This window comes from Stenotrophomonas geniculata ATCC 19374 = JCM 13324 (assembly GCF_001431625.1).
GTDB lineage: Bacteria > Pseudomonadota > Gammaproteobacteria > Xanthomonadales > Xanthomonadaceae > Stenotrophomonas > Stenotrophomonas geniculata.
In genome coordinates this window covers 23,704-36,538 of sequence record NZ_LLXT01000079.1, presented here as the reverse complement: position 1 = coordinate 36,538, position 12,835 = coordinate 23,704, and the positions used below count along the sequence as shown (strand labels likewise).

General features: G+C 63.6%; 8 protein-coding genes and 1 tRNA gene. All 9 read left to right on the top strand.

Annotated elements, in window-relative coordinates:
- Positions 1-42 precede the first annotated feature (42 nt).
- A tRNA-Trp gene (locus ARC63_RS04320) sits at positions 43-118 on the top strand.
- Between the two features lie 49 nt (positions 119-167).
- A complete protein-coding gene (gene secE / locus ARC63_RS04315; protein ID WP_010480389.1) occupies positions 168-581 on the top strand; it encodes a preprotein translocase subunit SecE in 414 nt (137 codons plus the stop codon).
- A 10-nt stretch (positions 582-591) separates the two neighbouring features.
- Complete coding sequence (gene nusG / locus ARC63_RS04310; protein WP_004154362.1) at positions 592-1,152, top strand: transcription termination/antitermination protein NusG; 561 nt, start codon at positions 592-594, stop codon at positions 1,150-1,152.
- Between the two features lie 257 nt (positions 1,153-1,409).
- Positions 1,410-1,838, top strand: a complete 429-nt coding sequence (gene rplK / locus ARC63_RS04305) for a 50S ribosomal protein L11 (RefSeq protein ID WP_004145248.1) — start codon at positions 1,410-1,412, stop codon at positions 1,836-1,838.
- Positions 1,839-1,842: 4 nt separating this feature from the next.
- The gene (rplA, locus tag ARC63_RS04300; RefSeq protein WP_004154350.1) at positions 1,843-2,541 is read left to right on the top strand and encodes a 50S ribosomal protein L1; all 699 of its coding nucleotides are present in this window, start codon (positions 1,843-1,845) and stop codon (positions 2,539-2,541) included.
- A 386-nt stretch (positions 2,542-2,927) separates the two neighbouring features.
- Entirely contained in the window at positions 2,928-3,464 is a 537-nt protein-coding gene (gene rplJ / locus ARC63_RS04295; RefSeq protein ID WP_010480377.1) for a 50S ribosomal protein L10, read from the top strand.
- A gap of 63 nt (positions 3,465-3,527) precedes the next feature.
- Complete coding sequence (rplL, locus tag ARC63_RS04290; protein ID WP_010480374.1) at positions 3,528-3,896, top strand: 50S ribosomal protein L7/L12; 369 nt, start codon at positions 3,528-3,530, stop codon at positions 3,894-3,896.
- A 326-nt stretch (positions 3,897-4,222) separates the two neighbouring features.
- A complete protein-coding gene (gene rpoB / locus ARC63_RS04285) occupies positions 4,223-8,377 on the top strand; it encodes a DNA-directed RNA polymerase subunit beta (RefSeq protein WP_010480373.1) in 4,155 nt (1,384 codons plus the stop codon).
- Positions 8,378-8,464: 87 nt separating this feature from the next.
- A complete protein-coding gene (gene rpoC, locus ARC63_RS04280) occupies positions 8,465-12,688 on the top strand; it encodes a DNA-directed RNA polymerase subunit beta' (RefSeq protein WP_010480372.1) in 4,224 nt (1,407 codons plus the stop codon).
- Positions 12,689-12,835: the final 147 nt, after the last annotated feature.

Genomic DNA, 12,835 nt, shown 5'->3' with positions numbered 1-12,835 from the left:
GGTCCGCCTTCGCCGTCTAAGGGAAGGCAAGTTTCAATACGTACGCCAGTAGCTCAATTGGCAGAGCAGCGGTCTCCAAAACCGCAGGTTGGGGGTTCGAGTCCCTCCTGGCGTGCCATCTGCCCACCTTATCCAGCGGCCTGGGCCGCTAAAGCAGACACAGCCGGATGAATAGCAAGATCGAACACTCCAAGGACAACTCCGCCAATGGCGGGGATATCGTCAAGTACGTCGCCGCATCGCTGCTGGTGCTGGCTGGTCTGTTCGTCTGGTTCTGGTTCTCCGCCGACTCCGGTCGCGCCACCCAGCTGGGTGCGTGGGCGGGTCAGCTGCGTGCGTTGGCGGTTGTAGTCGGTCTGGTTGGCGGTATCGGCGTGTTCATGCTGACCGGCAAGGGGCGCGACACCCGCGAATTCCTCTCCGAGTCGCGCTTCGAACTGCGCAAGGTGGTCTGGCCGACGCGCCAGGAAGCCATCCGCATGACCTGGGTCGTGATGGTGGTGGTAACCATTCTCAGCCTGCTGCTGGGTGGGTTCGATTACGTCATTCAGTGGCTGATTCAGCTGTTCCTGAGCCGCTAAGGAGAATTGCATGAAGCGTTGGTACGTCGTTCACGCCTATTCGGGCTTCGAGAAGTCGGTGGCGCAGGCTCTGCGCGATCGCATCGTCCGTGACGGCATGGAAGAGCGCTTCGGCGATGTCCTGGTCCCGACCGAAGAAGTGGTCGAGATGCGCGCTGGCCAGAAGCGCCGCTCCGAGCGCAAGTTCTTCCCGGGTTACGTGCTGGTCCAGATCGAGACCCACGAAGAAGCCGGTATTCCGCGCATCGACAACGAAAGCTGGCACCTGGTCAAGGAAACCCCGCGCGTCATGGGCTTCATCGGCGGCACGGCCGACCGTCCGCTGCCGATCGCCGATTCCGAGGCCGAAGCCATCCTGAACCGCGTTCAGGAAGGCGTCGAGAAGCCGCGTCCGAAGGTGCTGTTCGAGCCGGGCCAGATGGTCCGCGTCACCGACGGCCCGTTCAACGATTTCAATGGCGTCGTCGAAGAGGTCAACTACGAGAAGAGCCGTCTGCGCGTCTCGGTGCTGATCTTCGGTCGTGCCACTCCGGTCGAACTCGAGTTCGGCCAGGTCGAAAAGGCCGTCTGATCCCATTGTAGAGTCGAGCCATGCTCGACTCCGGACAAGAAACCGGGCTTGGCCCGGTTTCTCTCGTTTACGTGCCGCTTCAGGCATGTGAAGAGAAAACCTGATATAGTGCGCGGCTCCCCGCTGGGAAGCCAGCAGGACGAGGCCACCGCAAGGTGGCCTTCAGCATGATTTCAAAACGCGATGCCGGGACGCGTGATTCCCGGTCCGATGGGGAGCCTGTTGTCGAAAGGCGCTAGCACCCGGAGAGTACTCACATGGCAAAGAAAGTTGTCGGTTACATCAAGCTGCAGGTGAAGGCCGGTCAGGCCAACCCCTCGCCGCCGGTCGGTCCTGCGCTGGGTCAGCGCGGTCTGAACATCATGGAATTCTGCAAGGCGTTCAACGCTGCCACGCAGAAGCTCGAGCCGGGCCTGCCGGTTCCGGTGATCATCACGGCCTACTCGGACCGTACGTTCACCTTCATCACCAAGAGCACCCCGGCCACCACCCTGCTGAAGAAGGCCGCTGGCATCTCGTCGGGCTCCAAGCGCCCGAACACCGAGAAGGTCGGCAAGGTCACCCGTAAGCAGCTGGAAGAGATCGCCAAGGCGAAGGAACCGGATCTGACTGCCGCCGATCTGGACGCCGCCGTGCGTACCATCGCTGGCTCTGCCCGTTCCATGGGCCTCGTGGTGGAGGGTTAATAAGATGGCACAGACCAAGCGTGAGAAGGCCATCAAGGCCGCCGTCGTTCCGGGTAAGGCATACGCCTTCGAGGACGCGATCAACATCCTGAAGAGCGCCACCAAGGCCAAGTTCGTCGAGTCGATCGACGTCGCTGTGCGCCTGGGCGTCGATGCGAAGAAGTCCGACCAGCAGGTCCGTGGCTCCACCGTGCTGCCGGCCGGTACCGGCAAGTCGGTCCGCGTCGCCGTGTTCGCTCCGGCCGGTGCCAAGGCTGACGAAGCCCTGGCCGCTGGCGCCGAAGCCGTCGGTATGGATGACCTGGCCGAGAAGATGCAGGCCGGCGATCTGAACTACGACGTCGTCATCGCGACCCCGGACGCCATGCGCGTCGTCGGTAAGCTGGGCACCGTGCTGGGCCCGCGCGGCCTGATGCCGAACCCGAAGGTCGGCACCGTTTCCCCGAACCCGGGTGAAGCCGTGAAGAACGCCAAGTCGGGTCAGGTCCGTTACCGCACCGACAAGGCCGGCATCATCCACTGCACCATCGGCAAGGCCGACTTCGCCGAAGACGCGCTGAAGTCGAACCTGACCGCGCTGCTGCTGGACCTGATCAAGGCCAAGCCGGCCACCTCGAAGGGCACCTACCTGCAGAAGGTTTCGGTCAGCTCGACGATGGGCCCGGGCGTCACCGTCGACCAGTCGTCGCTGACCCTGAAGTAATTGTTTCAAGCGGTCACGGTACCTTCGGTGCCGTGACCGTGACATTTGAAGGCATCGCTGGCAGTGCATCGCCCGCGGTAGCCGTCAAAGACCGCAGGCGCGGTCGTGGCAATACCGGCGACGGGCACGGAAGCTCGATCTGGCAAGGAGTCGCCGCCGGAGCAGTCATGAGCGCTTAATCGATTCCCCGGAATCACCCTGCGTAGATGGTGCCCTTCTGGAGTTTTTCTGGTTCACGCACGTCTGGGTTTCCCAGGTTGGCCCACTCCAGGTCTAGAACGGCCCACCCCCGGAACATCATCCCGATGTTCCCGGCGTCCAGGACGGATGCCGCACAGGACCGCACACGGCAGGAGCCGTAAGCGGAGTTCAATAGGAGGAGTGCAATGGCTCTCAATCTGTCCCAGAAGCAAGAAGTAGTCGCCGAGCTGGCAGACGTCGCCGCCAAGGCCCACTCCTTGATCGCAGCCGAATACGCTGGCACCACGGTCGCCCAGATGACCGCGATGCGCAAGCAGGCTCGTGAAACCGGTGTTTTCTTGAAGGTTGTCAAGAACACCCTGGCTTCGCGCGCCGTTGAAGGCACCGAGTTCGCAGTCGCCCAGGACCAGATGGTTGGTCCGCTGCTGTACGCGTTCTCGCTCGAGGAGCCCGGCGCTGCCGGTCGCCTGATCAAGGAAGCCGCCAAGGGCAACGACAAGCTGAAGGCTAAGGTCGTCGCCATCGGTGGCGAAGTGTTCCCGGCAAGCCACGTCGAAGTGCTGGCCTCGCTGCCGACCCGCGACCAGGCCCTGGCCATGCTGGCCCGCGTCCTGACCGAGCCGGTCACGATGTTTGCCCGCGCCATCAAGGCCGTTGGCGAGAAGCAGGGTGGTGGCGACGTCGCCGCCGACGCTGCCGAGCCGGCCGCCGAGACCGCCTGAGTTTCGACTTACCGTGGTTCCTGACGGAACCTCAACCCAGAAAATCATCCAAAGGTATTAATCATGTCCCTTACCAACGAACAGATCGTCGACGCCATCGCCGAGAAGTCCCTGATGGAAGTGATGGAGCTGGTCAAGGCCATCGAAGAGAAGTTCGGCGTCTCCGCCGCTGCTCCGGTTGCCGTGGCTGCTGCCGCTGGCCCGGCTGCTGCTGTTGAAGAGCAGACCGAGTTCACCGTCACCCTGAAGTCGGCCGGCGACAAGAAGGTCGAAGTCATCAAGGCCGTCCGCGCCATCACCGGCCTGGGCCTGAAGGAAGCGAAGGACCTGGCCGAAGCCGGTGGCGTCCTGAAGGAAGGCGCTTCGAAGGACGACGCCGAGAAGATGAAGAAGGACCTGGAAGCTGCTGGCGCGACTGTCGAAGTCAAGTAAGCAGTTACCTTGCATCGTCACCGATTCACGGCGATGCAGCCAAGGCTGGGGGCGTAAGCCCCCGGCCTTTGGTCGTTGTTGCAGTGTTGTAGATCCACGCCACGCGTGGATGTAACGAGCGGCAAAAAGCCCAACACGGGCTGCGGTCAGACCCCGGCCGGCCAGCGCAGCGCGCGGCAGCGGGGGGGTGGATGCAGACGAGTTGGCAGTTGGAAGTAGCGGGAGAAGGCGTGCTGGTGCCGGCAATACCAGCGACTTCCAACTGACAATTTCAAGTTCCCTTCGGATCGTGGGCGCACGATCCGCACAACAAGGTGGAAGACCTCATGACGTCCTATTCGTTCACCGAAAAAAAGCGTATCCGCAAGGATTTCGGCAAGCAGCGCTCGATTCTCGAAGTGCCGTTCCTGCTCGCCATCCAGGTGGATTCCTATCGTGAATTCCTGCAGGAAAACGTCGATCCGGCCAAGCGCACGGACCACGGCCTGCACGCTGCGCTGAAGTCGGTCTTCCCGATCGCCAGCTACAGCGGCAATGCCGCCCTGGAATACGTCGGCTACAAGCTGGGCGAACCGGTCTTCGACGAGCGTGAGTGCCGCCAGCGTGGCATGAGCTACGGCGCCCCGCTGCGCGTGACCGTGCGCCTGGTGATCTACGACCGTGAGTCGTCGACCAAGGCCATCAAGTACGTGAAGGAGCAGGAGGTCTATCTGGGCGAAATCCCGCTGATGACCGAGAACGGCACCTTCATCGTCAACGGCACCGAGCGCGTCATCGTCTCGCAGCTGCACCGCTCGCCGGGTGTGTTCTTCGACCACGACCGTGGCAAGACCCACAGCTCGGGCAAGCTGCTGTACAGCGCCCGCATCATTCCTTACCGCGGTTCCTGGCTGGACTTCGAGTTCGACCCGAAGGACGCGCTGTTCACCCGTATCGACCGCCGCCGCAAGCTGCCGGTGTCGATCCTGCTGCGCGCGCTTGGCTACAGCAACGAAGAGATGCTGGCCGAGTTCTTCGAGATCAACACCTTCCACATCAACCCGGATGAAGGCGTCCAGCTGGAGCTGGTGCCGGAACGCCTGCGTGGCGAAACCCTGGGCTTTGACCTCGCCGACGGCGACAAGGTCATCGTGGAAGCCGGCAAGCGCATCACCGCGCGCCACATCAAGCAGCTGGAAGCCTCGGGCATCGCCGCCCTGGCCGTGCCGGACGACTACATCGTCGGCCGCATCCTGTCGCACGACGTGGTCGACGCCTCGACCGGCGAACTGCTGGCCCAGGCCAATGACGAGATCACCGACGAGCAGCTGCAGGCCTTCCGCAAGGCTGGCGTGGATGCCGTGGGCACCCTGTGGGTGAACGATCTGGATCGTGGCCCGTACCTGTCCAACACCCTGCGCATCGACCCGACCAAGACCCAGCTGGAAGCCCTGGTCGAGATCTACCGCATGATGCGTCCGGGCGAGCCGCCGACCAAGGATGCCGCGCAGAACCTGTTCCACAACCTGTTCTTCACCTTCGAGCGCTACGACCTGTCCGCGGTCGGCCGCATGAAGTTCAACCGTCGCGTGGGCCGCAAGGAAACCACCGGCGAAGCCGTGCTGTACGACCGCAAGTACTACGGTGAGCGCAACGACGAAGAGTCCAAGCGCCTGGTCGCCGCCCATGGCGACAGCTCCGACATCCTGGACGTGATCAAGGTCCTGACCGAGATCCGCAACGGTCGCGGCGTGGTCGACGATATCGACCACCTGGGCAACCGTCGCGTGCGTTCGGTCGGTGAAATGGCCGAGAACGTGTTCCGCGTGGGCCTGGTCCGCGTCGAGCGCGCGGTCAAGGAGCGCCTGTCGATGGCCGAGTCGGAAGGCCTGACCCCGCAGGAACTGATCAACGCCAAGCCGGTCGCCGCTGCCATCAAGGAGTTCTTCGGCTCCTCGCAGCTGTCGCAGTTCATGGACCAGAACAACCCGCTGTCGGAAGTGACCCACAAGCGTCGCGTCTCGGCCCTGGGCCCGGGCGGCCTGACCCGTGAGCGCGCCGGCTTCGAAGTGCGTGACGTGCACCCGACCCATTACGGCCGCGTCTGCACCATCGAAACCCCGGAAGGCCCGAACATCGGCCTGATCAACTCGCTGGCCGTGTACGCCCGCACCAACCAGTACGGTTTCCTTGAGACCCCGTACCGCAAGGTCGTGGACGGCAAGGTCTATGACGAAGTCGAGTTCCTGTCGGCGATCGAAGAAAACGAGTACGTCATTGCGCAGGCCAACGCCCTGACCAATGCCGACAGCATGCTGACCGAGCAGTTCGTTCCGTGCCGCTTCCAGGGCGAATCGCTGCTGAAGCCGCCGGCGGAAGTCCACTTCATGGACGTCTCGCCGATGCAGACCGTGTCGATCGCGGCCGCGCTGGTTCCGTTCCTGGAGCACGATGACGCGAACCGCGCACTGATGGGCGCCAACATGCAGCGTCAGGCCGTGCCGACCCTGCGTGCGCAGAAGCCGCTGGTCGGTACCGGCATCGAGCGCGCCGTGGCCCGTGACTCCGGTGTGACCGTGAACGCCCGTCGTGGTGGCGAGATCGTGCAGATCGACGCCGCCCGCATCGTGGTCAAGGTCAACGAGGAAGAGATCGTTGGCGCCACCGACGCAGGCGTGGACATCTACAACCTGGTCAAGTACACCCGTTCGAACCAGAACACCTGCATCAACCAGCGTCCGCTGGTCCAGGTGGGTGACGTCATCGCCCGCGGCGACGTGCTGGCCGACGGTCCGTCCACCGACATCGGCGAACTGGCCCTGGGCCAGAACATGCTGATCGCGTTCATGCCGTGGAACGGCTACAACTTCGAAGACTCCATCCTGCTCTCCGAGCGCGTGGTGGAAGAGGATCGTTACACCACGATCCACATCGAAGAGCTGACCTGCGTTGCGCGTGACACCAAGCTGGGGCCGGAGGAAATCTCCGCCGACATCCCGAACGTCTCCGAGCAGGCGCTGAACCGCCTGGACGAGAGCGGCGTGGTGTACATCGGTGCCGAAGTCCGCGCCGGCGACATCATGGTCGGCAAGGTCACCCCGAAGGGCGAAAGCCAGCTGACCCCGGAAGAGAAGCTGCTGCGCGCGATCTTCGGCGAGAAGGCTTCGGACGTTAAGGACAGCTCGCTGCGCGTTCCGCCGGGCATGGACGGCACCGTCATCGACGTGCAGGTCTTCACCCGCGACGGCATCGAGAAGGACAAGCGCGCCCGCCAGATCGAAGAGTCTGAAATCAAGCGCGTCAAGAAGGACTTCGACGACCAGTTCCGCATCCTGGAAGCCGCCATCTACATGCGTCTGCGTTCGCAGATCGTGGGCAAGGTGGTCAACGGTGGCGCTGGCCTGAAGAAGGGTGACGTGATCAGCGACGCCTTCCTGGACGGCCTGAAGAAGGCTGACTGGTTCGCCCTGCGCATGAAGGACGAGGACGCTTCGGAAGCCATCGAGCGCGCGCAGAAGCAGATCCAGGCGCACGAGAAGGAATTCGAGCGTCGCTTCGCCGACAAGCGCGGCAAGATCACCGCCGGTGACGACCTCGCCCCGGGCGTGCTGAAGATGGTCAAGGTATTCCTGGCCGTGAAGCGCCGCATCCAGCCGGGCGACAAGATGGCAGGCCGCCACGGCAACAAGGGTGTGGTCTCCAACGTGGTGCCGGTCGAGGACATGCCGTACATGGCCTCGGGCGAAACCGTGGACATCGTGCTGAACCCGCTGGGCGTGCCGTCGCGTATGAACATCGGCCAGATCCTGGAAGTGCACCTGGGCTGGGCCGCCAAGGGCCTGGGCCGCAAGATCCAGGCGATGATGGAGGCCCAGGCCGCCGTTGCCGACCTGCGCAAGTTCCTGGACGACATCTACAACCACGACGACACCAACGTGGCCAACCGTGTCGACCTGTCGCAGTTCAGCGACGAGGAACTGCTGCGTCTGGCCCGCAACCTGACCGACGGCGTGCCGATGGCCACTCCGGTGTTCGACGGCGCCACCGAAGCGGAAATCAAGCGCATGCTGGAACTGGCCGACCTGCCGAGCAGTGGCCAGACCCAGCTGTACGACGGCCGCACCGGTGAAGCGTTCGATCGCCACACCACCGTGGGTTACATGCACTACCTGAAGCTGAACCACCTGGTCGACGACAAGATGCACGCCCGTTCGACCGGTCCGTACTCGCTCGTCACCCAGCAGCCGCTGGGCGGCAAGGCGCAGTTCGGCGGCCAGCGCTTCGGTGAAATGGAAGTCTGGGCGCTGGAAGCCTACGGCGCGGCCTACACCCTGCAGGAAATGCTGACGGTGAAGTCCGATGACGTGCAGGGCCGCAACCAGATGTACAAGAACATCGTCGACGGTGAGCACGAGATGGTCGCGGGCATGCCGGAATCCTTCAACGTGCTCGTGAAGGAAATCCGCTCGCTGGCTATCAACATGGAACTGGAAGACAACTGATCCATGCCGGCGCGGCGGTCCGCCGCCGCGCCGCTGGCAGTGAACTGAAAGCCCATCGACACAGCATTCCTCCTTCTGGAGAACACCATGAAAGACCTGCTCAACCTCTTCAACCAGCAGCGCCAGACGCTGGACTTCGACGCGATCAAGATCGCGCTGGCTTCGCCGGACCTGATCCGTTCGTGGTCCTTCGGCGAAGTGAAGAAGCCGGAAACCATCAACTACCGTACCTTCAAGCCGGAACGCGACGGCCTGTTCTGCGCCGCCATCTTCGGCCCGGTGAAGGACTACGAGTGCCTGTGCGGCAAGTACAAGCGCATGAAGCACCGCGGCGTGGTCTGCGAAAAGTGCGGCACCGAAGTGACCCTGGCCAAGGTGCGTCGCGAGCGCATGGGCCACATCGACCTGGCCTCGCCGGTCGCGCACATCTGGTTCCTGAAGTCGCTGCCGTCGCGCATCGGCCTGATGCTGGACATGACCCTGCGCGACATCGAGCGCGTGCTGTACTTCGAAGCCTACGTGGTGACCGAGCCGGGCCTGACCGCCCTGGAACGCCGCCAGCTGCTGACCGAAGAACAGTACCTGCAGGCCCGCCAGGAGCACGGTGACGACTTCGACGCCGCCATGGGCGCCGAGGCCGTGTACGAACTGCTGCGCACCATCGACCTGCAGTCGGAAATGACCCGCCTGCGCGAGGAAATCGCCGCTACCGGTTCGGAAACCAAGCTCAAGCGCCTCACCAAGCGCATCAAGCTGATCGAAGCCTTCCTGGAATCGGGCAACCGTCCGGAATGGATGGTCATGACCGTGCTGCCGGTGCTGCCGCCGGACCTGCGTCCGCTGGTCCCGCTGGATGGCGGCCGCTTCGCGACCTCCGACCTGAACGACCTGTACCGCCGCGTCATCAACCGCAACAACCGCCTGCGCCGCCTGCTCGAACTGAGCGCGCCGGACATCATCGTGCGCAATGAAAAGCGCATGCTGCAGGAATCGGTCGATGCGCTGCTGGACAACGGCCGTCGTGGCCGTGCCATCACCGGCACCAACAAGCGCCCGCTGAAGTCGCTGGCCGACATGATCAAGGGCAAGCAGGGTCGCTTCCGCCAGAACCTGCTCGGCAAGCGCGTCGACTACTCGGGCCGTTCGGTCATCGTGGTCGGTCCGTACCTGCGCCTGCACCAGTGCGGCCTGCCGAAGAAGATGGCGCTCGAGCTGTTCAAGCCGTTCGTCTTCGCCAAGCTGCAGCGTCGTGGCCTGGCCACCACCATCAAGGCTGCCAAGAAGCTGGTCGAGCGCGAAGAAGCCGAAGTCTGGGACATCCTGGAAGAGGTCATCCGCGAGCATCCGGTGATGCTGAACCGTGCGCCGACCCTGCACCGTCTGGGCATCCAGGCGTTCGAGCCGGTGCTGATCGAAGGCAAGGCCATCCAGCTGCATCCGCTGGTCTGCACCGCGTTCAACGCCGACTTCGACGGTGACCAGATGGCCGTCCACGTGCCGCTCTCGCTGGAAGCCCAGCTGGAAGCGCGTGCGCTGATGATGTCCACCAACAACATCCTGTCGCCGGCCAACGGCGAGCCGATCATCGTGCCGTCGCAGGACGTCGTGCTGGGTCTGTACTACATGACCCGCTCGCTGGAAAACAAGAAGGGCGAGGGCATGGCCTTCGCCAACATCGCCGAAGTCAAGCGTGCCTATGACAACCGCGTGGTGGAACTGCACGCCAAGGTCAAGGTCCGCATCACCGAGGTGGTGACCGACGAAGACGGCAACAAGCAGAACAAGACCTCGATCGTGGACACCACGATCGGTCGTGCCCTGCTGGCTGAAATCCTGCCGGAAGGCCTGCCGTTCGCGCTGGCCAATGTCGAGCTGACCAAGAAGAACATCAGCCGCCTGATCAACTCCAGCTACCGCCAGCTGGGCCTGAAGGACACGGTCGTGTTCGCCGACAAGCTGATGTACACCGGCTTCGCCTATGCGACCCGCGCCGGCGTCTCCATCGGCATCGACGACATGCTGATCCCGGACGAGAAGAAGGGCATCCTCACCGAGGCCGAAGCCGAAGTGCTGGAAATCCAGGAGCAGTACCAGTCGGGCCTGGTTACCGCCGGCGAGCGCTACAACAAGGTGGTCGACATCTGGTCGCGCACCAACGAGCGCATCGCCAAGGCGATGATGGACACCATCGGTACCGAGAAGGTGGTCAACGCCAAGGGTGAGACCATCGACCAGAAGTCGATGAACTCGCTGTACATCATGGCCGACTCCGGTGCGCGTGGTTCGCAGGCGCAGATCCGTCAGCTGGCCGGCATGCGCGGCCTGATGGCCCGTCCGGACGGCTCGATCATCGAGACGCCCATCAAGGCGAACTTCCGCGAAGGCCTGAACGTGCAGGAGTACTTCAACTCCACCCACGGTGCCCGTAAGGGTCTGGCCGATACCGCGCTGAAGACCGCGAACTCGGGTTACCTGACCCGTCGTCTGGTCGACGTCGCGCAGGACGTGGTGATCACCGAGGTGGATTGCGGTACCACCGAAGGCCTGATCATGACCCCGATCGTGGAAGGCGGCGACGTGGTCGAGCCGCTGAAGGACCGCGTGCTGGGTCGCGTGGTGGCCGAGGACGTGTTCCTGCCGGGCAACGACGAAGATCCGATCGTCACCCGCAACACCCTGCTGGACGAAGCCTGGGTTGCCAAGCTGGAAGATGCCGGCGTGCAGACCATCAAGGTCCGCTCGACCATCTCCTGCGAATCGGCCTTCGGTGTCTGCTCGCGCTGCTACGGCCGCGATCTGGCCCGTGGTCACCTGGTCAACATCGGTGAAGCGGTCGGCGTCATCGCCGCCCAGTCCATCGGTGAGCCGGGTACCCAGCTGACCATGCGTACGTTCCACATCGGTGGTGCGGCGTCGCGAGCTGCTGCGGTCGACAACATCACCGTCAAGACCACCGGCTCGGTCAAGTTCAGCAACCTCAAGTCCGTCGAGCATGCCAACGGCTCGCTGGTGGCAGTGTCGCGCTCGGGCGAAATCTCGGTGCTCGATGCCCACGGCCGTGAGCGTGAGCGTTACAAGCTGCCGTACGGTGCGACCATCACGTCCAAGGACGGTGATGCGATCAAGGCGGGCCAGACCGTGGCCAACTGGGATCCGCATAACCACCCGATCGTGTCGGAAGTGGCCGGCTTCATCCGCTTCATCGACTTCGTCGACGGCATCACCGTCATCGAGAAGACCGACGAGCTGACCGGCCTTGCTTCGCGCGAAATCACCGATCCGAAGCGTCGTGGTACCCAGGCCAAGGATCTGCGCCCGATCGTGCGCATCGTCGACGCCAAGGGCAACGACCTGTCGATTCCGGGCACCGACCTGCCGGCGCAGTACCTGCTGCCGCCGCGCTCGATCGTCAACCTGCAGGACGGCGCTGCCGTCGGCGTGGGTGACGTGGTCGCCAAGATTCCGCAGGAAGCGTCGAAGACCCGCGACATCACCGGTGGTCTGCCGCGCGTGGCCGATCTGTTCGAAGCGCGCAAGCCGAAGGATCCGGCGGTGCTGGCCGAGCGTTCGGGCATCATCAGCTTCGGCAAGGACACCAAGGGCAAGCAGCGCCTGATCATCAAGGACACCGATGGTTCGGAGCACGAAGAGCTGATTCCGAAGTACCGCCAGGTCATCGTGTTCGAAGGCGAGCATGTCACCAAGGGTGAAACCATCGTGGACGGCGAGCCGAGCCCGCAGGACATCCTGCGCCTGCTGGGTGTCGAACCGTTGGCGGCCTACCTGGTGAAGGAAATCCAGGACGTGTACCGCCTGCAGGGCGTGAAGATCAACGACAAGCACATCGAGGTGATCACCCGCCAGATGCTGCGCAAGGTCGAGATCACCGACCAGGGCAGCAGCAAGTTCCTGAACGGCGAGCAGGTGGAGCGTCAGCGCGTTATCGAGGAGAATGCGCGCCTGTCGACCCGCAACGAGCTGCCGGCGCACTTCGATCCGGTCCTGCTGGGTATCACCAAGGCCTCGCTGGCGACCGAATCGTTCATCTCGGCCGCGTCGTTCCAGGAAACCACCCGCGTGCTGACCGAAGCGGCCGTCCGCGGTACCAAGGACAACCTGCGCGGTCTGAAGGAAAACGTGATCGTGGGCCGCCTGATCCCGGCCGGTACCGGTCTGTCGTACCACAGCAGCCGCCGCCGCGGCGCTTCGGGTCTGACCGACTCGGAGATGCAGGCCCTGACCGGCACCCCGGCTGCAGTCGAGGCTCCGGCCGTTGAAGCTGAAGCTGAACAGGCGTCTGGCGAAGAATGAGGTATCCGGTCCGGCCGCAAGGCCGGACCACCCCGTCGGTTCATCGACGGGTAGGGAAAGGGCAGGGGAGATCGTCCGCGATCGCCCCGGCCAACCTGAACGGGGTACATGGAGGCCCCCCAGTAACGTTCCAGGATCAGGAACGGG